This window comes from Nitrosarchaeum koreense MY1, from assembly GCF_000220175.1.
Lineage (GTDB): Archaea > Thermoproteota > Nitrososphaeria > Nitrososphaerales > Nitrosopumilaceae > Nitrosarchaeum > Nitrosarchaeum koreense.
This window is the reverse complement of record NZ_AFPU01000001.1, coordinates 615,527-637,089: the sequence shown is the minus strand read 5'-3', so window position 1 is coordinate 637,089 and position 21,563 is coordinate 615,527. Positions and strand designations below refer to the sequence as shown.

General features: G+C 32.3%; 29 protein-coding genes. 10 read left to right on the top strand and 19 right to left on the bottom strand.

The features are described from left to right. Positions 1-90: 90 nt before the first annotated feature. Positions 91-654 carry a TATA-box-binding protein gene (locus MY1_RS03630; RefSeq protein ID WP_007550327.1) on the bottom strand — a complete coding sequence of 188 codons (564 nt, stop codon included), beginning with the start codon at positions 652-654 and terminating at the stop codon, positions 91-93. 166 nt (positions 655-820) lie between these two features. Between MY1_RS03630 and MY1_RS03625 the strand changes: the two genes are divergently transcribed. Then, positions 821-1,432, top strand: a complete 612-nt coding sequence (locus MY1_RS03625; protein ID WP_007550326.1) for a hypothetical protein — start codon at positions 821-823, stop codon at positions 1,430-1,432. Here the strand turns inward: MY1_RS03625 and MY1_RS03620 are convergent. From MY1_RS03620 to MY1_RS03595, 6 genes are all read right to left on the bottom strand, one after another. After that, positions 1,424-3,148, bottom strand: coding sequence for a DEAD/DEAH box helicase (locus MY1_RS03620; RefSeq protein WP_007550325.1), 1,725 nt, complete (start codon positions 3,146-3,148; stop codon positions 1,424-1,426). The two genes, MY1_RS03625 and MY1_RS03620, sit on opposite strands and share 9 nt — an antisense overlap. A gap of 328 nt (positions 3,149-3,476) precedes the next feature. After that, positions 3,477-4,136 carry a hypothetical protein gene (locus MY1_RS03615; protein WP_007550324.1) on the bottom strand — a complete coding sequence of 220 codons (660 nt, stop codon included), beginning with the start codon at positions 4,134-4,136 and terminating at the stop codon, positions 3,477-3,479. Between the two features lie 47 nt (positions 4,137-4,183). After that, positions 4,184-5,089: a PEFG-CTERM sorting domain-containing protein gene (locus MY1_RS03610; RefSeq protein ID WP_237698786.1), complete on the bottom strand. Its 906-nt coding sequence runs from the start codon at positions 5,087-5,089 to the stop codon at positions 4,184-4,186. 331 nt (positions 5,090-5,420) lie between these two features. Beyond that, positions 5,421-6,113: a hypothetical protein gene (locus MY1_RS03605; protein WP_007550322.1), complete on the bottom strand. Its 693-nt coding sequence runs from the start codon at positions 6,111-6,113 to the stop codon at positions 5,421-5,423. A 74-nt stretch (positions 6,114-6,187) separates the two neighbouring features. Next, positions 6,188-6,634 carry a GNAT family N-acetyltransferase gene (locus MY1_RS03600; protein ID WP_007550319.1) on the bottom strand — a complete coding sequence of 149 codons (447 nt, stop codon included), beginning with the start codon at positions 6,632-6,634 and terminating at the stop codon, positions 6,188-6,190. Positions 6,635-6,710: 76 nt separating this feature from the next. Then, positions 6,711-8,141, bottom strand: a complete 1,431-nt coding sequence (locus MY1_RS03595) for an HMG-box domain-containing protein (protein ID WP_048110385.1) — start codon at positions 8,139-8,141, stop codon at positions 6,711-6,713. A gap of 212 nt (positions 8,142-8,353) precedes the next feature. Between MY1_RS03595 and MY1_RS03590 the strand changes: the two genes are divergently transcribed. Both MY1_RS03590 and MY1_RS09835 read left to right on the top strand, forming a co-directional pair. Then, entirely contained in the window at positions 8,354-9,439 is a 1,086-nt protein-coding gene (locus MY1_RS03590; protein ID WP_131255123.1) for a carboxypeptidase-like regulatory domain-containing protein, read from the top strand. Positions 9,440-9,502: 63 nt separating this feature from the next. Further along, positions 9,503-9,670, top strand: a complete 168-nt coding sequence (locus MY1_RS09835; protein ID WP_179364962.1) for a hypothetical protein — start codon at positions 9,503-9,505, stop codon at positions 9,668-9,670. A 16-nt stretch (positions 9,671-9,686) separates the two neighbouring features. On the opposite strand, the gene MY1_RS03585 is transcribed toward MY1_RS09835, so the two are convergent. Both MY1_RS03585 and MY1_RS03580 read right to left on the bottom strand, forming a co-directional pair. Next, a complete protein-coding gene (locus MY1_RS03585) occupies positions 9,687-9,926 on the bottom strand; it encodes a hypothetical protein (RefSeq protein WP_007550313.1) in 240 nt (79 codons plus the stop codon). Between the two features lie 18 nt (positions 9,927-9,944). Next, the gene (locus tag MY1_RS03580) at positions 9,945-10,247 is read right to left on the bottom strand and encodes a hypothetical protein (protein ID WP_007550312.1); all 303 of its coding nucleotides are present in this window, start codon (positions 10,245-10,247) and stop codon (positions 9,945-9,947) included. A gap of 142 nt (positions 10,248-10,389) precedes the next feature. Between MY1_RS03580 and MY1_RS03575 the strand changes: the two genes are divergently transcribed. Further along, entirely contained in the window at positions 10,390-11,388 is a 999-nt protein-coding gene (locus tag MY1_RS03575) for an ABC transporter permease (RefSeq protein ID WP_420835194.1), read from the top strand. Beyond that, positions 11,385-12,752 (top strand): ABC transporter permease, encoded by a 1,368-nt coding sequence (locus MY1_RS03570; RefSeq protein WP_007550310.1) that lies wholly within the window; start codon positions 11,385-11,387, stop codon positions 12,750-12,752. Before MY1_RS03575 ends, MY1_RS03570 begins: the two co-directional genes overlap by 4 nt. Positions 12,753-12,754: 2 nt before the next feature. On the opposite strand, the gene MY1_RS03565 is transcribed toward MY1_RS03570, so the two are convergent. The 3 genes from MY1_RS03565 to MY1_RS03555 form a co-directional block, all read right to left on the bottom strand. Continuing rightward, the gene (locus MY1_RS03565) at positions 12,755-13,072 is read right to left on the bottom strand and encodes a hypothetical protein (RefSeq protein ID WP_007550309.1); all 318 of its coding nucleotides are present in this window, start codon (positions 13,070-13,072) and stop codon (positions 12,755-12,757) included. A 1-nt stretch (position 13,073) separates the two neighbouring features. Further along, a complete protein-coding gene (locus MY1_RS03560; protein ID WP_237698785.1) occupies positions 13,074-13,388 on the bottom strand; it encodes a hypothetical protein in 315 nt (104 codons plus the stop codon). Positions 13,389-13,468: 80 nt separating this feature from the next. Then, entirely contained in the window at positions 13,469-13,867 is a 399-nt protein-coding gene (locus MY1_RS03555; protein WP_007550307.1) for a Mov34/MPN/PAD-1 family protein, read from the bottom strand. 93 nt (positions 13,868-13,960) lie between these two features. On the opposite strand from MY1_RS03555, the gene MY1_RS03550 reads away from it, so the two are divergent. Continuing rightward, positions 13,961-14,146 (top strand): hypothetical protein, encoded by a 186-nt coding sequence (locus MY1_RS03550; RefSeq protein ID WP_007550305.1) that lies wholly within the window; start codon positions 13,961-13,963, stop codon positions 14,144-14,146. A 4-nt stretch (positions 14,147-14,150) separates the two neighbouring features. Here MY1_RS03550 and MY1_RS03545 read toward each other — a convergent pair whose 3' ends face one another. After that, the gene (locus MY1_RS03545; protein WP_007550303.1) at positions 14,151-15,422 is read right to left on the bottom strand and encodes a hypothetical protein; all 1,272 of its coding nucleotides are present in this window, start codon (positions 15,420-15,422) and stop codon (positions 14,151-14,153) included. Positions 15,423-15,497: 75 nt separating this feature from the next. Between MY1_RS03545 and MY1_RS03540 the strand changes: the two genes are divergently transcribed. Next, on the top strand, positions 15,498-15,959 hold the full coding sequence (locus MY1_RS03540) for an SRPBCC family protein (protein WP_007550301.1): 462 nt from the start codon (positions 15,498-15,500) through the stop codon (positions 15,957-15,959). A 62-nt stretch (positions 15,960-16,021) separates the two neighbouring features. Beyond that, positions 16,022-16,342 carry a hypothetical protein gene (locus tag MY1_RS03535; protein WP_048110374.1) on the top strand — a complete coding sequence of 107 codons (321 nt, stop codon included), beginning with the start codon at positions 16,022-16,024 and terminating at the stop codon, positions 16,340-16,342. Positions 16,343-16,517: 175 nt separating this feature from the next. Here the strand turns inward: MY1_RS03535 and MY1_RS03530 are convergent, their stop codons facing one another. The 3 genes from MY1_RS03530 to MY1_RS03525 are packed head-to-tail and all read right to left on the bottom strand — an operon-like array spanning position 16,518 to position 17,351. Next, positions 16,518-16,892: a hypothetical protein gene (locus MY1_RS03530; protein WP_007550298.1), complete on the bottom strand. Its 375-nt coding sequence runs from the start codon at positions 16,890-16,892 to the stop codon at positions 16,518-16,520. A gap of 57 nt (positions 16,893-16,949) precedes the next feature. Then, the gene (locus MY1_RS09830; RefSeq protein ID WP_007550297.1) at positions 16,950-17,126 is read right to left on the bottom strand and encodes a hypothetical protein; all 177 of its coding nucleotides are present in this window, start codon (positions 17,124-17,126) and stop codon (positions 16,950-16,952) included. A 15-nt stretch (positions 17,127-17,141) separates the two neighbouring features. Next, positions 17,142-17,351 carry an Lrp/AsnC ligand binding domain-containing protein gene (locus tag MY1_RS03525; RefSeq protein WP_007550296.1) on the bottom strand — a complete coding sequence of 70 codons (210 nt, stop codon included), beginning with the start codon at positions 17,349-17,351 and terminating at the stop codon, positions 17,142-17,144. A 295-nt stretch (positions 17,352-17,646) separates the two neighbouring features. On the opposite strand from MY1_RS03525, the gene MY1_RS03520 reads away from it, so the two are divergent. Continuing rightward, entirely contained in the window at positions 17,647-18,003 is a 357-nt protein-coding gene (locus MY1_RS03520) for a large conductance mechanosensitive channel protein MscL (protein ID WP_007550295.1), read from the top strand. Positions 18,004-18,013: 10 nt separating this feature from the next. After that, on the top strand, positions 18,014-18,169 hold the full coding sequence (locus MY1_RS09675) for a hypothetical protein (RefSeq protein ID WP_007550294.1): 156 nt from the start codon (positions 18,014-18,016) through the stop codon (positions 18,167-18,169). Positions 18,170-18,299: 130 nt separating this feature from the next. On the opposite strand, the gene MY1_RS03515 is transcribed toward MY1_RS09675, so the two are convergent. The 3 genes from MY1_RS03515 to MY1_RS09825 all read right to left on the bottom strand — a co-directional run bounded on the left by MY1_RS03515 (position 18,300) and on the right by MY1_RS09825 (position 21,560). Next, positions 18,300-19,886: a peptidase gene (locus MY1_RS03515; protein WP_237698784.1), complete on the bottom strand. Its 1,587-nt coding sequence runs from the start codon at positions 19,884-19,886 to the stop codon at positions 18,300-18,302. A 252-nt stretch (positions 19,887-20,138) separates the two neighbouring features. Then, the gene (locus tag MY1_RS03510) at positions 20,139-21,164 is read right to left on the bottom strand and encodes a hypothetical protein (protein WP_007550290.1); all 1,026 of its coding nucleotides are present in this window, start codon (positions 21,162-21,164) and stop codon (positions 20,139-20,141) included. A gap of 240 nt (positions 21,165-21,404) precedes the next feature. Continuing rightward, entirely contained in the window at positions 21,405-21,560 is a 156-nt protein-coding gene (locus MY1_RS09825; RefSeq protein ID WP_007550289.1) for a hypothetical protein, read from the bottom strand. Between the last annotated feature and the right edge of the window lie 3 nt (positions 21,561-21,563).

Sequence of the window (21,563 nt, the reverse complement as noted above, 5' to 3'; positions counted from 1 at the left end):
AGATTTTTTAATGGGTTTATTCCCAAGACATTAGACAGAATATGTAAAAATTAAAAAATCCAAATTCGGATTTATCTTTTTTTTCAAAAGCTATTGATCATATATCATTAGATTTTTTTCTTCTAGTAAGGCATGCAAGTTATGAACAGAACGAAATACATCAGATTCATTTTTTGCTCCAGTACAAACAAGTTTTCCAGATGAAAATATCAATATGACAGTTTTTGGGTCTAACATTCTATGAATTAACCCTGGAAATTGTTCTGGCTCATACATGCTTCTAGGTAAGGTTCTAGCAGCTTTTTCAAGATGCACTTTTCCACCTAGATTAATTGAAGCTACGATATTTTGAACTGTAATTTCTGCATCCTTTTTTACTTTAATTCCACCTTTTCGAAGTTTTTGGACAACGGTATTTACCGCCTTAATTGCCATTTCTTCAGATTTTCCACCAGTGCATACCATCTTTCCGGTTCTAAAGATAAGGGTCGCTGTTTTTGGATTTTGTAGTCTAAAGACCAATCCTGGAAATTGGTCTGGATTGTATTCAGTATCCGGAAATTTTTTAGTAATATCATTTAGATCGATTTTTTGATCCACAGATGCAGAGGCAACCACGTTTACAACACTAATGATTGGTTTTGATTGAGGCATACAGATTTTAGATAAACGGCTTTATATATTCTGGATCAATGCTAAAAGCTCATTTTTAGATAAATTAATGAGACAAACACAATTTTGTAGAGATTTTTTGGGATGAAAATTCAATTTTATGAGGTATGGAGGAAAAAGTGATAACCGCTAGGAGAAATTAACTATAATGACAAAATTAGGTCTGATCGATTTAGAAATACTGTTTTTAGGGATTAAAAATAACGGGGCATTTAATGAAAAAGACATTGAAAATTCAGAATTAAAGAGATTGGGAGTTGGGAGAATACTAGACTCGTTGGCATCACTAAAAGATAGAAAACTGTTAACATTGAATAGTGATGGAACATTTTCCATAACAGATTTAGCAAAATACACTTTATGGAGTGAACAAATCCCAACAAGTGTCAAAATTTTACGATTGCTAGAAATCAAGTCATTTGACATAGAAACCATTTCAAATTTCTTAAGAAAACCAGAAGATGAATTGATTGAGGAGATTGAAAAGTTGAGAAAAAAACAACTAGTCCTAATGTCACCTTTAAGACAAGAATCAAGACTAGTCAAAATGTACGAAATTCTTCCAGAAGGAGTAGAAGAAATTAAGAAAATAGAAGAGTTTGGACTCGATAATAACTTAGAAGAGAATACAAAAAAGGAGATTTTTGAATTAATTAATGAATTAGTTGAAGAGATTAATAATGAATCAGTCGAAGATGACAAAAAGAAGAAAATAATTTTAAAACTAGAAAAGATTAAAGAGAAATTAAGTCTAGGTTGACTTTATTTTATCATGGATTTGCGCTAGAATTAATTCGGCTTTATCCCTATTTTCATACGTGTCAGCTGTCTCATCCATAATGGAGTCAATCTCATAACTTTTATCAACTAAAATATTTGCAACGTGATCATCAAGTGTTCCTTTTCCAATAAGATAATATGCAAAGACAGTATTTTTTTGACCGATTCTATGCAATCTATCTTCAGCTTGTCGATGTATAGCAGGACTCCAATCCAGTTCTGCAAAAATGACATATTTAGCTCTAGTCAAATTAATTCCTACGTTTCCAGCTCGTATACCAGCTATCATAAGTTTTGATTCTCCTTTTTGGAATTTGTCAATTTGTTCTTGACGAGTTTTATCTGATTGTCCACCAATAATTGTAACTGGAGAAAATTCTTCAAGACTTGTATGTAATAATTTATGAATTACTTTGTGATGACAAAATACTACTACGCTTTCCTCTATCTCCATAATGTTTTTAACAAAATTAATCACGTGTGGAACTTTGGCAATGCCAGCAATCTGTCGTTCGCTTTGAATTGCTCTTTGATATGATGCTGATTTGTCAAATGCGGTTTCAGCATCTTTTTGTTCTTCTTCAAGTTTATTCCATATTTTCCCTAGTTCATCAAGATAATAGTCAGTATCAGCATCAATGACTTCTTTGTATCTAACTTTATCTTTTAATTCCTTTAGAACATCAGACTTTTTTCGCCTAAGCATGACATGTTTTTGCAATTCATTTCGAAGTGAGGCTCGTTTGTTTTCAAGTACAATCGCTTTGCCTTTTTCATTTACATAACAAAAGTATTCACAAAATTCTTTGAAACTTCCAAGTAGTCCGGGTCTCAAAATATCAACAATTGGCCATATTTCAGAGCCTCTGTTGTAAATCGGAGTGCCAGACAAACCAATTCTATACGAAATTGAAGGAAGTGCGGCTAGTTTTTTAACAGCTTTGTATTTTTGAGTAGTTTTTGATCTTAGATTATGAACCTCATCACAAACAATTGTTCGAATATTTAATTTTGATAAATCAGAAAGACGTTTGTAAAGTAATTCATAATTTATGATGTAAAAATCAGTCACAGGTAGTTCTTTAGATTTTCCAGTTCTGATTATAGTAGATGTAGGAGATTCGGATTCAATGATTCTTCCATTTCTACTTTTTTTCTTTAAAAATTTTGAAATTTCTCTTTCCCAATTGTTCAAAGTAACTAATGGGGCAACAACAAGTACGGGGAAGGTTTGTTTTTCAGTTGCAACATAAGATAATGTTTGTACAGTTTTTCCCAAGCCCATCTCATCAGCAAGTAATGCATTTCCTGATGATTTTAGCAGGAAATCTAATCCTTCTCTTTGGAAATTCAGCAGTTTTCCACGGAATTGCTCTCCTGTTTTTGCACGATTGAGATTATATTTTACAGGAGGAATGACTGGTTTTGGAGTATATGTTTTTACAATTTTTCGTTGCCATGCAGATTTAGATAGAATTTCAAGAGGATAACGATCCATAATCAATTTTATCTGTTTTACACTTTCAACACTGTCTGGAATTATTACTTCATCAGTATTTTCACCATACCATGCTTCAGGCACGAGTCTAGATATCATACTGACAGCTCGTTGACCGGTAATCTTCCAACTCCAAATTTTTGAATATTTGTCTAAAACATACTCTAATGTTCCAAAATTTTCCATGGATGTCGCCATAATTTGTCGATAGAATGTTTTATTGCCTTATGAATCTTGATGTTTCTTACGATCAGTTTTAAGATCCTCAAAAATCTACAATGGTTAAAATAAGATGAAATTTTAATATTTAGGCTCAAAAAAATGAGTCGCTTTTAATGATACCAGATTAATGTGGCTTGTCTACAGGATGAGGTTTTGTATTTTCATCATGACAGTCGCAGTGACAAAGATGCGTTTTATGATTATTTATACAGTCAATGCATTCATAATGCTTTCTTGTTTCACATGCGGCACAAATCATACTAGAACTAAAATGAAGATGAATTTGTATTTTTTCTATTTTGGGTCAGTACTCTATTTCACTTCGTTGAAGTAGATTATGAGTTAAATCCACATATCCTTGAGGATCAAGTTCCTTGGCAAATCCTTTGTCGATATTTATTAAATAAATTGAATGCAAATGTGCATTTAGAATATCAGAATACTGAATTGGAGGGTTTTTGTAATATCGATCACATAGATCTTTAACTTTTTTCACATCAGACTCATTTCTTGCATTTGGAGGCATGAGGAAAATTTTTGGTATCGGAACTAGACCAATCACTGGAGTTGCCAGAGAAAATTTAGTACAGTGTTTACTATACCTAGCAATTTTACTCATTATCCTTGCGGTGAAATAATCAATTGTATCCAGAGCATGATCAGGAGGGGTAAATCCTGTTTCGATTTCAATAATAGTATTGCCATCTCCTTTTTTACCAAAAAGATCACATACTAAGATATCAGAGATTTGTTTTTCTACTTCTACTGAATGTCCACGTGCAATCAACGTAGATGCACAAATAAGCTCTAAAACAGAGTGATTAATTTTTACAAGGTTTTTTTGATACATTTCAATTAATTGTTGACGAACATAGTTGAGCTTTGGTAGATCTGATTCTTTCAAATTTTTCGATAGTTTTTCAGTAACTTCATAAACATCGTTACGAAATTTTTCTAAATCCATGTATCCATAGTAGATTTAAGGTCGTTGTTTAAGAACTTGACAGTGTTTTAGAATTTGACCAATCTATTTGAAAAAGACTTGCCTACAATCAAAATAGACATTATTGAAGCAACAAGAATCAAAAGAGCAATGGAGCCAAATTCAGGAATGATGTGTGTTCCTACAATCTCAAATGAAACTTTGTCACCTATTTGATAATCCAATTTTATTTGTCTAGAATCAGAATCACTTTCTAATTCTTCATACTCTATCATTTCACCATTAGCCATTACAACAAAAGAAGAATCACTACCTGCAGGAGATTTTGAATCCAAAATATATCTTGGAATATCAAGTGTGATAGTACCAATGTTTTGTCCTTTGATATCCAGAGTCATTGTTTTAGTATCAGAATTTAATTTTCCTTTAGTTGTACTTACAAGACCATCAGATATCGAATATGGAATGCAATAAATTCTGCCATTATTTGCAGTAACTGAAATACTATCTACAGTACATTTGTTAACGCTTCCAGTTAAAGACGGAACTAGAGTAAAATTAGTTTTGAATTGTCGGGTTTCAGTACCGCTTTGAACTTTTAAGATATATTCTCCATCTTTAGACCACAGAGGACTTTCTGTGTTTAGTTTGAAAGAGAAATTACCATCAGCATCAGGAGTTATTTGCTGTATGGTCACTATGTTTCCTATAGGATTAGTTACAACAACTAAGATTGGTGCAACTGTGTTTTGTGGTTTCAAATATCCAGTTGCGGTAATAGTTGAAAAATGATCATAAGTGTGTGAATCAGTCCAAACAGTCAATGGGAAAATCTCTTTGTATAGATCAATTTCGTAAGAGGGAATTTGCACACAGTTAATGCATTTGATTTCTTTTTCTCCAAAAGAAGTATCGGCAAATGACAAAGTTATGGTTAGAGAGAGTATCAAAACAGCTAAAATAGTAATGTGCACGTCATATCGGCTAAGATCATAATATTTATAGATTTTTAATAATATGTCCATTTTTCAGACAATGGAATTGGGATTATTGTAAAAACTGCCAACAAAACGGGTTAGCACAGAAAATAGGCATAAAAAAAATTAAAGTTTGTTGAGAATTATCAGTAAATTTCTTCACATGTTCATTCCAATATGGTCCCATCGAAAAAATTTGATTACAAGTGGCAAAAAAGGTTCTGGATTATTAGTGAACTGTTTAATGCTTTTCTCGAAAATATCAGCAAACGTTTTTGATTCTAAAGTTTTATCATATTAGTTACTAATTAATTTTGTATAAATACAATCATGACTGAAATACACCATCAACTTTAGAATCTATATTATTAGAATTAAATGTAGAACTTACAATTCCATAGTCCTTATGATCAACTGTAATATCTACATGGTATGTTGTTTTAGAGATATCATTAATTATAGTCTTAAAATTGGAAGTAAAAAAAGTTCCAGAGAAAATTGTGACGTCATTAGTTCTAATGATCACATTAGCACTTTTTGTATTTCCAGTAGCATCTACATATTCCAATAAAACATCACCATTTGATTGTTGAATCATAGATAGTGACAGATTTTCATAAATTGGGGAACCGTCATAGTTGAATTGAATTTCTCCATTATTTGGACCACCGTTCACAGTAGGAGATTGGTCAGGAGATTCTTCTGGCGTGATATCTTTAGAAGAATCATCTTTGTTTAGAGGATTAAGGTTAGATATTTTTTCAGATATTTCTTTTGTAGATTCTTTTGCTGATTCTTTAGCATTATTTATCTGAGTGCTAATTTTACCTCCAGTTTCATCAACTGTTTTCATGAATCCAATACCGGTCTCAACAGATTCGCTAGTTTTTTCTTCCAGCGTATTTGCATGTTCTTTTACAGAGTCGATGACTTCAGAGCTAGAATATACGCCATTGTTTTCAGTGATTAAAAATATGCCCAAAGCAAGAATCGAGGCTATTACGATTATTTTAATTAGCATCAAATCAAATTCCAAAAAATATGTTTTAGAGGGCTAGTCAAAAAAAATTGGTGGCAAGCTAAAACACATACTTCTCAACGGATATTCATAGAAAAAGACAACGAAGACTGCTCAAATCCAAGATTTTTGTAAAATAAATGAGATTCTTTTCTTTGATTTCCAGACTCCAGTCTTATTCTATAGCAGTCTTTCTTTTTTGCAAGGATGACACAATGTTCAATTAGTTTTTTGCCAATACCTGTGTTCCTATACTCTTTTGTGACTATTAATTCAGGGATGTACATCTCTAGTTTTACTCGGTTTAAACGTCGTAGAAAAATAACGCTAACAAGTCCTACGGGTTTGAAACCTTGCTTTGCCAACAATATTATCTTCTGAGGATCTGAAAAATAATCTTTAATTTTATTTTGGAATACTTTGATTTCTTTATCATCGATCGGAGTTGGCCTCTCTAACTCATAAAGTAATTCAAGAATAATTGGAATGTCCGTTTCAGTAGCTTTTACTATGGAAAGATTCACAAAAATATTTTGCGTTATGGAATTTTAAACATATTCTATTTTTTTATTTAATATTGCTTAAAATAATATGGAGAATTTAGTTTTTCTTTACTGCTTCATATTTTAAGAATTGAGAATTCCATACCACTTGGACATAGGGATCAAGTTCGTATGTTTGGGCAAACTCTTCTAGATGTTTATCAGTTATTTTGTCTAGTTCCTTTAGTGCATCTAGTTTTTCTTGCATGATATTATCTTTAGTTGAATCATATTGTTTTCTTATTTGGATGATTTTGTTGCTTAGTTCTTCTTTGGACATGTTTGGTCGTTCACTGTGATCCTTTATGGCATTCTTTTCGTCTAGTTTTGATTGTAACAAAGCATCATCGTATTTTTTATCAAATTGTGTTTTAAGTTCTGCTTGTTTTAAGGCAAGGTCATCGTAGAATCCTTGTATTTTTTGATTGACTTCGATTATTGTAAGAGATACATCCTTGTCTTTAATCTGGTCTAAGATGTAGGATTCAGGATTATGTTTTTCTGCTATTCCCTGAGTTATCCATAATTCTGCTGTTTCTTGTAATATACAAGAATACTTGCCAGATTCTAATGCATATACTACAGTAAATCCTTCATCACATTTCGTTAGTGGTGTCACTGAGTTTTCATTTGATTGAGTTGAACCTCCAGAAATCTCACCCATTCCATGACGAATCCACATCTCTGCAGTATTCATTGAAACACAAACATAGTCACTTGCATGATATCTGTACACAACAACAGAGCCTTGTCTACACTCAGTATCAGGAGTTGTCTTTCCCAAATCTTCCCAAGATATTACATCGTCGGGATTTGCTTTCAGATATGCAGGATTTGTTCTGTAATCTTCATAATATTCTCTAAGTTGTTCACCGGTAATTGGTGTATCAATGAATTGTCCATTTTTGTTAAATAAAATTTGTTGATTATAATATGCCAAGTTATGATTTACATTAAAAATACTATTTGCTTCAATTAACTCAATTCGTTTTGTCTCAGCTGCAAGATGATATGCTTGACGTGCTTCACTTAGTGAACCACCGTTTGCAATAACTATTTTGAGTGCCTCTCTACCTGCATCTACTTTCATTTGATGAAATTCAAATTGGTCCCAAAAGACTTCCTTAACAGGAGTATCTTGTACGGTATCTACAAATCTTGAAAACGAGTTTCTTGGAGAATAATATTCCCATAATGCCTCCCATTCTTTAAGATCTTGATTTAGTTTTTCAAGTGCTTGTGCTCTTTTTGTTTCAAGTTCTTCTTTGGCTTTCAGATCTTCATATTTTCTGTCTTCAAGTTCTTTTATCCATTTTTTAGTCTGTTCTATTTTTTTAAGTATATCTTGTGCAACAGGATTATTTGCCAAGTCTTTGGATAGTGTGATTTGATCACTTGTTGGAGCATCATTATCTGATTGTGCATAAGCTAATTGAATGGCTAGCGATGCACCCAAAATAAATAATACTGTAAAAGTAAACCTAGGCACCAATGCCTGAATCAAAAAATGATGATACATAAACAATTCGCACAAATGCTACTAAAAAATGATCAAACAAAGAATCATCTAAGCACATTCCGAAAATTATTGTGAAAACAACATATTTTATTAAAAAAGAATCAAATTGGCTCAAATAAAATTACATACTGGCAAGATTTTCTTTATTCTTTGTTTTATCAACAGAGTTTAGAATCGTCATTGTGTTCAAAAACAAGGCTATCATCGTTGGTTTATTTTCAATATTTGCATTAAGCATGCTCATTCCAGCCTCAGATGCAGCATTGTGGAGCCTCATAATTCAATCAAGCGTTGACAATCCAAAGATATTGCCAGGAGATGCACCAATAATTTCAGGCAGGATTACCGACCATGCATCAAATCCAGTAAAAGATGTTCAGGTTCATATCAGTACAAAGTATGATTCTTTGTTTACAACCACAAACGAGCTAGGAGAGTATAACGTTCAACTTAGCCACTATGATAGAATGCCAGGAACATATATCGTCAGTATCAAAGCAACTTCGTCTGACGGAAAAACAGGCATTGCAAATACAGAATTTCAGGTCAGAGGAGAATTAACTACAACATCAGTAATTGAAGAAAAACTTTCAACCCCAGAAGCAATAAGATATCTTAATGCAAAATCGTCTGATTTTGAAAAAGATCCCATAGGTTTTATTTTATACTCACATTACCAGAAATTATTACAAGAATTTATTTCAGAAAAGAAGATAGCTGAAAAAATGTTAGAAGAGCAAAAATTCATCAAAGAACAAACAAAAATTTCAGAGGATCTACTCTTAAAGGAAATAGAAGAGTTAGATCCTGGTTCTGGTGTGTTTTCAGGATACAAGTATGATGATTATGTTAAAAATTTAGATCCTGTAGTTAGAGACACAATTGTAAGCCAGATGAATTTCACCAAAAACATATTTGATGAAGCACAGCAGATCAGAAAAAACATTCTTGAAAATGGCGGAACCCAAGAAGAAGCAAATAGAGCATATCTAGAAAAAACTACCATTTCAAGACAGACCATAGAAGAGTTTGGCTATAATATTGAAGAAGAGATATTACCAGAAGACATAATCATACCAACTAACAGTACTGAACAATTACCAGATGAAACAACAGAAGAGAAAAACGATACCATCAATACAAATATCGCCGGAATGAACGTGCAGGTTGGAAATAGCGGAGCGTCATTTTTTGTAAACATCAATGGAACAATTATAGAATTTTTAGTAGACGGGAATCGAATTATTCAAGTAAATCCTAAAAACTGAATTTTATGGATGATTTATCAGTTCTACGCGTGCCTTATAATTAAAAAGGCAATAACATCATCAATGAAGATAGACATACCACTACAATGCCCTTCTTGCGGAGGAAAGATGTATTCAGTAAGCTATGATGCATCTTTTTCAATATTGAAAAAAAGAAGTTGGCAAGTATGCAAAGAATGCAATTTTGAAAGAGATTCAGAAAGTTTCAAAAAAGCTATTTGTTGCGTATAACAATTTTTATTTAATTCTAAGATTTTTCTTTGAAAATTCGTATTGCTTCCAAATGAGAACAGTTGGCCTTTAGACCCTTACCATGATGAAATTTGTAGAAATTTTTGAATCCAGGGCATTCACAAGTATCAGATGTCACAAAGTAAGATTTTTCTGGATTAGATGATGACTTAATTTGATAAAGGTCGTCATCGACTTTAACTATACCACCACTTTCAACTAGTTTTTTGGCCTTTCGTATTGTACTTGCACTCACAACATAATTACAATATAGTTATTTTTTATTCTTTAATTTTTTCATAACGCTAGACCAGTCAATGTCATCAATTTTACCTTGAGATAAAGCATTCTCATAAAGTAATTCAAAAACCCAACTGATTATTTCACTCCATATTGCTTTGAGTGAATCTTCATCAGTCCAAACAATACTTGCCTTAACGGCAGTCATTGCCAGAATATTATTAGCGTTTTTACTTGGTTCTTTATTCCATTTTTCTATGACTTTATCACAAAAAGCAAGAATTTCATTTTTAGTTAATACAAGCCTGTCAGGGTCAAATGAGTCATTTTTTACCATATAAGGTATAGAGTATAGTACTAAATTAGAATTTTTTTCAAATTACCATACTGCAATTATTATAAACTGAGTTCACCATTTCTGATTATTGACTTTGAAGAGATATGTTGGCACTCGATTAATTACAATGTTTGGGGTGTTAATGATTACACTACTCATCACAGTTCTTCTAGTAGGATCAAACATGGACAGCATCCTAAAACAAGGAGTTGTGTTTCAAGTAAGATCTGAAATAACTGAAAATCCTAAAATTTCTGAAAGTTTTTCGTCTGTAGATGAATTTGAGTCGTTTGTTCAAATGCAAATTGAACAGAGAATCAAGACTCTAGGGTTAGATGAACCGTGGTATTCACCACAAAGAATAGGATTAACAATGTACAAGATACTTACTTTGGACTTTGGTCGTGCAACTTTTCTAACTAGCGATTCAGGATCATCAGATGTCAAAGAAATAATTTTAGAAAAACTTCCTCGAACAATCTTATTGTTTACAACTGCAACGATCATAATTTCTGTAATCGGTATCTTCCTTGGAGCATTTTCAGGAAGTAGAGTTGGTTCAGTTATAGATAGATTGACATCAAGTTTTGCAGTTATCAGTTCTAGTTTTCCTGTGTGGTGGATAGGAATGCTAATGATATTCTTGTTTTCATTTGTGTATCAAATTTTTCCTGCAAGGGCAACACCACTAATTCCATCATCAGACCCAAATTACATCGGATCATTACTGTATCACATGACATTACCATTAATCACAATTGTAATGATTGGGTTTGGGTCGTGGGCATATCTTGTAAGAAATTTCATAGTAGGAATTATGCAAGAAGATTTCATTATTGCAAAAAAGACAATCGGAGTTGATCAGAAAAAAATAATCTATTCTCATGCTCTAAAAAATGCCGCCCCACCAATAGTCACTATTCTTGCGTTAAGTCTATCAGGTTCCCTTGGAGGGGCGATAATCACTGAGGCTGTTTTTGACTGGCCAGGCATGGGCAGATTATATTTTGAAGCAATTACAGTAATGGATCTGCCAATAATTATTGGCGCTACTTACATCTTGACAGTTTTTTTTCTAATTAGTATTTTTGTGGCAGATTTACTGTATGGATACTTTGATCCCAGAGTGAGAGTAGGATGAGCAGTATCACTCCAACAGAGATCAAAGAGGAATTTTTTAAAAATAAAATAGGAATTACAGGAATTGTCATACTATTAATTTTAATTTTAACTTCAATTATAGCAGTAATTACAATTCCAGTTGAAACTTTTAAAGAATGGAATAATCCAGGAAGTTGGATTTCGTATCCCAAAGTTGCCATTCCAGTTTGGGTTAATTTGTTTCTGAGTGAAAAGATTCCAGAACATAAAATTTTAGAATCACCAAAAATAAACTATGATACTGCAGAAAACATATCAGTTACATATCACCAATTTGGGATAAATTTCGACTATGATGATTTTCCAAATGATTTCATCTACGAATTTTCTGCAAAATATTCAGGATCAACATTATTGCAAATGGATGTAATACGACCTGATGGAATTCATCTAAAATTATTATCAACGTCATTGCCAAATTTAGATTCTAATTCCATCCACAGTGAAAGAGTATTTTCAACAGATGATTCAATTAAAAAAAATCTTATCCTACAATCAGACAAGTTTTTGTTTTCTTTAAATAATTTATCTGCAGAAGACATTGTTTTTTCTAAAGCAGAAAAACAAGAGATCCTAAAAGGAAATTATATTTTTTTAATAAAGATGTATGGCAACAATTCAGAAAACAAAATTCAAGAGTCTAAACTAATCATAGGCGGTAAAGCATTTGGAATAATGGGAACAGATGAGCTGAGAAGAGATTTGGCAGTGGGCTTACTATGGGGAACCCCTTTGGCACTTTTCATAGGACTTGTGGTATCTATTGCATCAGTTGTAATGGGTTTACTTTACGGAGTTTATGCAGGCTATAGAGGTAAAAAAACAGATGAAGTAATGATGAGATTTAACGATGTAATCTATGCCCTACCAGCACTTCCTTTCCTGATTATTCTATCAGTTACTATAAGCAACAGTATTTTCGTGTTGGTGGGATTTTTGATGGTGTTTGGTTGGGTGGGAATAGCGAAAGTTGCAAGAAGCATGTCGTTGCAAATCAAAACTAGAGGATATGTCGAAGCTGCAATCATGATGGGGCAAAAGGATTCAAAAATTGTACTAAGACATATTTTGCCACAGTTATTGCCATATGCTTTTGCTAGCATAGCCATATCGGTGCCTGCTGCAATCACTACAGAGGCAGGATTAAGTTTTCTAGGATTAGGTGATCCATCTTTTCCTACATGGGGTCAAATTTTACATGATGCTAATGTGTATGGTGCAGCATCCAGAGGATTATGGTGGTGGATATTGCCTCCAGGAGTGATGATTGCAATAACAGGACTTGCTTTTGTCTTTATAGGAAATGCTCTAGATTCTATTGTCAATCCAAAATTAAAACGATAGTATTAGAGACTAAATTTTCGAATTAATTCGATAGCACTGTCACTTAATTTTATGGAGTAGCATGCAGAATTTTCATCATTTATTGCTGCCAACTTGTTTGCAAATACTTTTTTGCTATGTCCTCCTTCGGACGCTTTATCGGATTCATCAAAACAGATTGACATTTGTTTCATGTTTAGATTGTTTTTTAAAAGAAAAGCAATAAATTTTTTATAATTTTCAGTATCTACCCAATCAATGTTTTTTTCTTTACTTAATCCAATCCAGACTTCAATTGAGTTTTGATATAGAACTTTTTTTCTAAGTTCATTTAAAGACATTTTAGAAATCAGCACGTTGCATTTTAGAGCCACATCTAGGACATGTGCCACCTTTGTGTTTGTTATTACAAACTAGACACACGTAGCGTACACTTGTACCTCCAGAATTCATTCCAAAGAATCCACCGCCACCACTTCCAGAATCGCCATATCCCTTCATACGACTCATGTATCGTCTTCTTAACAACATTGGAAATGCTATGAAAATTGCCAAAGCTGCACCTAGACCATAAGGAAATGGAAGAATCATTTGCAGTCCAATACTAATGCCCAATGAGGCAAACAAGAAGATCAGATAAGTCTTATAATTGAACAATTCAACAAAATTACATTCAAAATACTTATAAAGTTTTGTCAGTATTTTTTGTATTTTTTTTTAGGAAAGTTCAATCTAATTTACACAATAGAAACAGGTACAGGATTTCCACTACTATCCCAAGCAAAGACATCATTGTCTCCGTATGGAGATTGAACAATTATAGATACTAAACCAAAGAAATTATGAAGATCAGTAACTGATGGTTCTGCAGAACCACTAGAATGTGAATGAACTGTTCCCACATAACTCATATCAAAGGGCAGAAAAGAATGCGGAAAACCGGCAAAGGTAGGGCCAGAATAATTAAAGGGCGGAATCACCAACCCGTCAATCATAATATTTCCTTGTTTTGATTTGCCTTTTAAAATGAGAATTCCTTCATTTGGATGTCTCATTTGGCAGTAAGACAGAATACTGTCTAAAACTTTTTTTTCTAAAGAAACCCGTCTTTCAATTTTTTTCTTTTTAAACAACATGATAGTGTATGTAGTTTAGATCTAATTAAATTTAGGATTGATAATTAGAAACTCTTTTTTGTGGAATTAAATCAAACCAAAATGTAAAACACTATGGATGACAGCATATCATCAAAAATTGCATCATTAGATGTACCATACAATAAGATTATCGAATATTTTAGAATGAAATGTCGTACCTGTGGGCATCAAAGAATAGCACATAATGAATTAGAAAAATGCGAGGGGGTTATGAATAAACCATGTACGTCAGGATGCGATAAATTCATTTCAGAATGATTAATCATCTAGAAATAACATAAACAGTATTAGAAAATTCTCTTAGTTTAACTTCAATTTCAGAGATTAGTTTAGAGATGGTAGAACGTTCCTCATTTAATTCCGATTCGATGAGATTGATTTTTGATTCAGAATCATCTTTATCAGAAGTAGCATGCTGTAAATTGTGCACAAGTTCGGTTAGTTCATCAGATTGAAGTGCAGATAATTGATTTTCAATTTTTTGACGTTTTTCAGTAAAATCAGATACGCGTGTAATGTATCCAGCAAGCGATTCTTCAATTTCAGTCAAATATGAAAATGATTTTTCCACATCCTTAACAGATATTGAACCGGATGAAATTCCTTTTCTGACGTTTTCTAAAATAAGTATTATCGAATCCTTATTTTTTGGAGTCAATACACCAAAAGGATCTTCGATTAATTTAGACAAGAGAGTTTTTTGTTCTTTTTCCATTGAAGACACGTGTTCATATCTACTGAGAGGTCTAGAAATTTTTGTGAATTGGGAATTAATTTCGTTTTTTAATTGGTTTTTTTCACCAGAGAATGAATCTAAAACTTTCTGTAATTCTAAAAATTTCAGGTATTTTTCAGAGGAATGTATTTTTTTGATTGAATCCTCATAGTTAGTTATTTTTGTGCTTAGTGAACTTATGTGATTTTTAATTTCAGCTATTCTGTGTTCTTTTTTGACGATAGTATCTTTCAAATTATCAATTTCTTGCAATGAACCAGTAATTTCCTCAGAAATTGATCTTGTATGAGTATAGTTTTTCAGTAATTGTTGAATTTCAATATTATTTGAGTTCATTTTTTGCAATATGTCCTTTAATTTTTCGGCATATTTTTTTGCAAAGATATGAATGACTCGGGTTTGTCTTCCTAGAACATCTCCAATTTTTTTTAGCATTTGATTCAACACAGTATGCATGTTTTCCACATCATCAAATGAATTAATTTTTGGCAGATGATTTGCGTCTTTTTTTATCATGTCAATTACTTGTTGCTTACCTCTAACTACAATAATTCGAATATGTTTATCGATATCATCGACTTGGAGATTATCTTTTTCAAGTGTATTTCCAATTGAGATTAGATCACTGATCAGGGGCTCAGTATTATCTCTGATGGATTTTATATCATTCAAAATTTGATTTGTTCTTAATTCGAGCATTTTTCGTACAATTTTTGATACTTCAGACAATGGAATTTGCTTTTCTGAAGGGACTTCTTCAGATTGTACTTCTTTCTTCTTACCCCATCCAAAGACCATATTGTTGATTATGTCATAGGGATTAAATATGTTAAAGAAAATAAAATTTAAAACGATACAGAAATACAAACAATTATGACAAAAACTGCGCAAAAATCATTTTACACAAATACAGTAAGAAGATGCATTTCAATTAACGCTAGTAAAGAGAAGGTTTGGAGAAAAATTAGCAATATTGTCGGACTTCCATCATGGGTAATTGATGTTAAAAAAACAACATATTTGTCAAAAAAGAGAAGAAACGTGGGAGCTATAAGAAAAATTACATTTGCAGATGGCAATACAATTGAAGAACATGTTGTGGCATGGAAAGAAAGAGAATATTTTACCTACATTGCAACTGAAGGTTTACCCCTAAGAGCATATGTTGCAACAATTTCCATCAATGCAAAAAATAATAACACCACTCAGATAACATGGCAATCATATTTTAACAGCAAAAAGATGACAGCAAAACAATTTACAGAGTTTGTAAAATTTATGGGAATATTTTATGAAACATCACTTAAAAATCTAAAAAAGATATTAGAAAAATGACACTAGTAAAAAATTAAATCAAAGCGTAAATAGTATATCATAAGACTAAGATCATGAGTGACATGCGTTTTATCATTTTATCAGTGGGGCTTATTTTTGCCGGATTCTTGATTTTAGGAGTGTTTGGAGATGATTATCAAACAGCAAACATAGAGGCAACTGAATTTGGAGATTGTTATGATTATGATTCAGGACCTAATCCAGTTCCAATAAATTGTTCATTTAAGATATTGGATCAAGTTTTATTTTTTGGATTTGTTTTAGCATTAATTGTTGCAGGAATCATAGCATTGATCAAAGGAATTAGAGGTAAATGGGATAACGAAGTCAAACCAGAAGACATGGTAGGTCCTGGTGGTGACAAAAAACCAGATAATCAATAAATACAAAAAATAAGGTTAGTTTTGATTAGTCAGGGAGGGTTCCTGAAATTCTTCAAGACCGTCTTCTTCTAATCGTTGGAAATAAACTTCTTCGTATGGCATTGTCTCAGACTCTACTTACAAAAATTATATTTAACTTTGATTCTTTTGATGTGCCCAATATCAAAATCACATGTTACATCTCAATGATTTTTTTCATATTTTCAATTCCCTGTTCGATTTCCACCATACGACTGTCAAACTGTTCATCTGTCAATTCATCAGGCTTTATCAAAGTAATTACAATTTCAGAGAATTCACCGCTTGAGACTATTCGCATTGGAACATTCCATTGAGAATCTTGATCAATAAAGACAGAGTCTAAAATTCCGAGTGAACGATTTTCTTTAAATTTCAATCGGGCGTTTCCTCTAGGGGTTGAAAAAGACCACCACCCATCAGAAGACATTTTTGCATCAGGCATCATTTTTGGAGGTGAATTCAAAATGGCATCAAAGGCATAGCTGGTTTTTTTATTAACAGGAATTGTAATGGTACGAGATCTAGCCATAATAAAACTTGTAATCAATGATTAAAAAGCATATAGTACAAATTATTAGCAGAAAAATCACTGATTAAGGAAATCTTTAATCTTTTTAAGATTGGCAACATGAGATTCATGAAACATAACCATAGATTCCGAAATAGAATCAGGCAGAACAGTTTTAAGTTTTTGAACAAATTCATCACCATTGTTTATCATAGTGTCAATCAACTTTTCAATGTCATTTTTTTCATGAGGCATTTAGTTCACCCAACCTTATTCTTTTTTTATTAGCGTTGAAATTGTTCTAATTTTTTCAATCTTTGGGATATTTGAAGCAATCTCTCGTATTTTTTCAAAATTTTCAGCTTCTAATTTTACCATTAAATCATGAGTTCCTATAGTTCCAAATACTTCCTTAACTTGTTCTATTTCTCGCAGTTTCTCAATAATTGTCTCCTCTGCACCAAGATCACAGTTAATCATAACATAAGCAACAGTCACATCCAAACTACGGCAGATAGATATTTCAAAGTTTAGATCAAGGCTGCAATATCAGAAAATAGGTATTATTAGTCAATATCTCAGAATAGCTGTAAATTATATTCATAACAAAAATTGCCTCAACATGGGATTAAAGCAAAAAATCAAGTCTATGATTCAAGATTGTTCTATCTGTAACAAACTAAAATCAAAGAACGAAGAAACAAAATAATAATCAAAATACGTCATTTTACAAATTTTGATAACATTTTTTACTACATAAATAACAAGATACGATATGAGTGATGCCCCACCTCCAAAACAAAGCTTTGTTCAAGAGTTCATGGGTTTTCTTAAGACATTTGGAATTATCGGATTAGCAATTGCATTCATTATTGGTGCAGCCGCATCAAAGCTAGTAACTGCTCTAGTTAATGACATAATCAACCCAATCATAGGATTAGCATTACCATCAGGTGACCTCAAAGCACTTGAAGCCGAAGTCGTTAATACTGTATCAGGAGCTATTTCAGTATTCAAATATGGAGATTTTATCGCAAATGTCATAGATTTCACAATAATCGCAGTAATAGTATTCATACTTTACAAAGTATTATCAAGATTCAAGCTAGTAGAAGATAAAACAAAAACATAAAAATAAAAAATTGGCTTACGAGCAAGAAAATAAAATAATTGAATTACTAGAAAAAATACTAGAGGAACTTACAGAGATTAAGAAGAATACAAAAATCACAGCAGATTTTGCCACGTTAAGATCAGAGATAATCAACAGAACAAAAGGCCAACAAGTCAATCCATAAAATAATAAAATCAGTCCTGGAGATAATCTTCCAAGACCAATTTGTGTTTGGCAAGCATTGATTACAAATTTTGTATTTAACAAGGATGGTCGATTTCTACGTGAGGTTTGTTTTGTCTAACTAATCAGTATCAAGGATTGATTATACCAGCCTTGACTAAAAATTGAATTCCCTGAACAAATGAGCTGTCATCTATTTTTCCATCAGCCCACCACTTTGCATTGTTTTTAATCCAAGATGGTATTTCATCAGAACCATTACCTGAGCTTTGAGTAGAAGGAATGTTCATTATTTTTTCTTTTATCAAAAATTGAATTCCCTGAACAAATGAGCTGTCATCTATTTTTCCATCAGCCCACCAGCCTGCATTATTTTTTATCCATGTAGGAATTTCAAGAGATTCAATTTTTTTCACATCTGAGCCTAATTCAAAATCAAATTTTTGAAACATGGGTCTATCATAGGTGTTTTGTCCCATTCCTAATAGAACAATTTGCATAGAATATTTTCCAGGCATAGGTGTGTTTAGCACTTGAGAATCAATGCCATTAGGCAACTCGATTCCCAAAAGACTGAGGTTTCCACCAGTATTTACAATGTCTTTTCCAGTTGGATCCTTTATACCATATCCATATCGAATACTATTAGATAGTTCCCCTTTTGAATCAAAAAACGCTATGGTAAATAAAATATTTTTACTTTCAGAATATCTAGAATCATAAGATGCAATGGCCTTAATGCCATTATCAAAGAAAAGGTCTTTAGAAATTATTGATGAATTAGATTCAGGAGTAATAACAACTTTAAGTGTAGAGTCTGAATTTTTGAATTTTTTTAGTTCATCGTTATGAATCATAAAATGAAGTATGTTACTATCTTTGTCGGAATATTTGTCATAGTGTAAATCTATTGGAAAGAGCTGTATTCCATTTGCTTTGCCATCAAAGCTAACAACATTTTCTAAAGGCAAAAAGTTTTTTGGGATTTCAAAGTAATTCTTTACAAAATCCACATGTGCTACGTGTTCCCAATCAAATGGCATTTCAAAAGAAATGGATTTGGATGAATCGTCAAACTGAAAATTAGTTAGTGGCCCTTGGAAATTTTTTGCAAAAACTTGATAATCAATACCAGATGAAGATATCTTGAATTCTTGTTCATTTGGAATAATTATGATTGTTTCAAAGCGAATATCCTGAGAAGTTTGTGTCTTTGGATTTTTTGCACCTATTATGTCAGTTTTTACGGTATACTGACCACTTTGAGTAAAAACGGGTCCTGAGATAACTGGAATGCTAGAAGGCGTGGAAGTTAAGGCGTTTGGAACTACAGCATCAACATCACCATAATATTTTGTGCATTTCCATAGATCTTCTTGGGTACAATTTGATTTTGGTTGTATTTTGACAACTAGTTCCCCATCTCTATCAAAAAACATTTGATTTGCAACAAGAGATTCACCGTAAAATATCTGAACTCTATAACTTACATTTTCCACATTAACATTGGATTGTGTGTCAAAAAATCTCAATTTCAAATTCACATCAGAATATTTTTGAGGAGTGAAATCTGCGGGAAACAATGTGGTGCTCACAGTTACCTCACCAGAGCCAAAGCTGATTGGCGGAGCTTGTTCACCACCATGATGTTGAGCATAAGAAAGTGGAAAAGTAAAAGCAAGTGCCAGTATTACGTAAAGCAACCAGAATTTAGACATCATATAACATAATGATTACAAATAATGTATAATTTCAACTTTTCATAAAAATATCAAATCAAACATGGAAAACTAAGAAAAGGTTAGATAATTATAAAACAAATACAATTATTGAATACGGCTCCATATTGGAATAAGAAAATATGCTCTGATTGTAAAAGAATGAAATGCCAAACTGGATGTAATTGTGATTGTCATCAATTAAGAGACAGACAAAATTAAAAATTTCATTAGACACAGAATCTACTTGAATTAAGATGACATTTCATATAAAATATCAATCAAGTTGCCATCTGCATCCATATGTTTTACATACATAATTTCATCTGTGTATCCTATCCAGATTTGCGTATCGTCGTTTAGATAATACACGTAGATGTGGATTCCACTTCCAACATCATCATGAGGTTTTCCAAACTGTTCAGAAATAGAATCAATATCTTGTGTTTCAAACAATATTGTTGCAAAATCATCCAAAGTTAGAGATTCACATTCATTTAGCTCAGCAGACCATGTTCCACCGTATTTTTCACATTTAGATTCTGGACTCATCATTTTGGAGTTGATCTGTTCAACAAAGTGTTTTCCGTCGGAAGTTTTGCATTGCCTTGGATAAGATTCCATAACAGGATTGCCTGCAGATTCACATTCCTCAAAACTACTAACGGTTGACAAAGCGAAGGCCCATCCACGTAAAAGTAATTTGTTTACAGTTTCAGGTTTTACACATGCAGGACTTGAATTACTCGATTTAATTACAAGCCTCAAATCATCACTACATTTAGTTTCATTAATTGGAACTCCGGATTTGAATTGTTTTAATGGAGAATCTGTTTTCTCGGTCACTTGAGAGACAATCAGTGTTGCAACATATTCAGATGATTCTATTTGTTTAGTACTAACAGGATATGGTTTTACATCATATAACATAACATAAAAATCATCAATTAATTGAGATTCGATACCGTCAGCTAATCCAATTGGGATAACGTATGTACCACGACTTTCTCCGTCTTTTATCATCTTAATTTCTGCCGATACGGTGCCTTCCCATATACAAGTAACATCGGTAGGGCATCTAGAGTCATCAAGTATATTGACTAAAGTAATTTGAAAGTTCGAAATGTCAATGGTTTCACCAATCTTTAGATCAATTGAAGATTCATCACCTGTAAGAATTATAGGAATTGGAGAAGCAAAGGCACTTGATTGAAAAATAAAACAAAGTGCGACAATTGACATCAATGTAATGCTATCTCTTTTTTTAATTGTGAACATTTTTATCATTTCTCATTAATGGTGTATGATTATAACCTTTGATTAAAATAAAATTTAACGTAAATCATATACAAAGGGAATAACATTAGGTCAGAAAAAATAAAATCAAAAAGAGTGTTGTACATGAATTAAAAAATTGTCATGATGACAACGGTAGCCACACTAATAACAAAAATTGCATAATACGATTTTTTGTATCGTGGTATTGATTTTTGTAGTAGAGTCATATTTTGTCTCTATCTACATACCTGCTATCAGATATACGCCGATTCCTATTCCGATTACTACTCCGATTCCCATACAAATGAGATCAAAGGCAACCACTTTTTTGAAAGGGGCGTGCACCATTTTGTTCCAACTAGTTTCATTTTTTGTTGAATTTGTGTTTGTATTCATGCA

What these genes read in the sequence shown, in the direction of transcription:
- MY1_RS03630 (WP_007550327.1), bottom strand. Translation starts at nt 654, where the DNA reads ATGCCTCAATCAAAACCAATCATTAGTGTTGTAAACGTGGTTGCCTCT.
- MY1_RS03625 (WP_007550326.1), top strand. Translation starts at nt 821, where the DNA reads ATGACAAAATTAGGTCTGATCGATTTAGAAATACTGTTTTTAGGGATT.
- MY1_RS03620 (WP_007550325.1), bottom strand. Translation starts at nt 3,148, where the DNA reads ATGGCGACATCCATGGAAAATTTTGGAACATTAGAGTATGTTTTAGAC.
- MY1_RS03615 (WP_007550324.1), bottom strand. Translation starts at nt 4,136, where the DNA reads ATGGATTTAGAAAAATTTCGTAACGATGTTTATGAAGTTACTGAAAAA.
- MY1_RS03605 (WP_007550322.1), bottom strand. Translation starts at nt 6,113, where the DNA reads ATGCTAATTAAAATAATCGTAATAGCCTCGATTCTTGCTTTGGGCATA.
- MY1_RS09835 (WP_179364962.1), top strand. Translation starts at nt 9,503, where the DNA reads ATGAAGATAGACATACCACTACAATGCCCTTCTTGCGGAGGAAAGATG.
- MY1_RS03580 (WP_007550312.1), bottom strand. Translation starts at nt 10,247, where the DNA reads ATGGTAAAAAATGACTCATTTGACCCTGACAGGCTTGTATTAACTAAA.
- MY1_RS03575 (WP_420835194.1), top strand. Translation starts at nt 10,390, where the DNA reads ATGATTACACTACTCATCACAGTTCTTCTAGTAGGATCAAACATGGAC.
- MY1_RS03570 (WP_007550310.1), top strand. Translation starts at nt 11,385, where the DNA reads ATGAGCAGTATCACTCCAACAGAGATCAAAGAGGAATTTTTTAAAAAT.
- MY1_RS03565 (WP_007550309.1), bottom strand. Translation starts at nt 13,072, where the DNA reads ATGTCTTTAAATGAACTTAGAAAAAAAGTTCTATATCAAAACTCAATT.
- MY1_RS03555 (WP_007550307.1), bottom strand. Translation starts at nt 13,867, where the DNA reads ATGTTGTTTAAAAAGAAAAAAATTGAAAGACGGGTTTCTTTAGAAAAA.
- MY1_RS03550 (WP_007550305.1), top strand. Translation starts at nt 13,961, where the DNA reads ATGGATGACAGCATATCATCAAAAATTGCATCATTAGATGTACCATAC.
- MY1_RS03545 (WP_007550303.1), bottom strand. Translation starts at nt 15,422, where the DNA reads ATGGTCTTTGGATGGGGTAAGAAGAAAGAAGTACAATCTGAAGAAGTC.
- MY1_RS03540 (WP_007550301.1), top strand. Translation starts at nt 15,498, where the DNA reads ATGACAAAAACTGCGCAAAAATCATTTTACACAAATACAGTAAGAAGA.
- MY1_RS03535 (WP_048110374.1), top strand. Translation starts at nt 16,022, where the DNA reads ATGCGTTTTATCATTTTATCAGTGGGGCTTATTTTTGCCGGATTCTTG.
- MY1_RS03530 (WP_007550298.1), bottom strand. Translation starts at nt 16,892, where the DNA reads ATGGCTAGATCTCGTACCATTACAATTCCTGTTAATAAAAAAACCAGC.
- MY1_RS09830 (WP_007550297.1), bottom strand. Translation starts at nt 17,126, where the DNA reads ATGCCTCATGAAAAAAATGACATTGAAAAGTTGATTGACACTATGATA.
- MY1_RS03525 (WP_007550296.1), bottom strand. Translation starts at nt 17,351, where the DNA reads ATGATTAACTGTGATCTTGGTGCAGAGGAGACAATTATTGAGAAACTG.
- MY1_RS03520 (WP_007550295.1), top strand. Translation starts at nt 17,647, where the DNA reads ATGAGTGATGCCCCACCTCCAAAACAAAGCTTTGTTCAAGAGTTCATG.
- MY1_RS03515 (WP_237698784.1), bottom strand. Translation starts at nt 19,886, where the DNA reads ATGTCTAAATTCTGGTTGCTTTACGTAATACTGGCACTTGCTTTTACT.
- MY1_RS03510 (WP_007550290.1), bottom strand. Translation starts at nt 21,164, where the DNA reads ATGTTCACAATTAAAAAAAGAGATAGCATTACATTGATGTCAATTGTC.
- MY1_RS09825 (WP_007550289.1), bottom strand. Translation starts at nt 21,560, where the DNA reads ATGAATACAAACACAAATTCAACAAAAAATGAAACTAGTTGGAACAAA.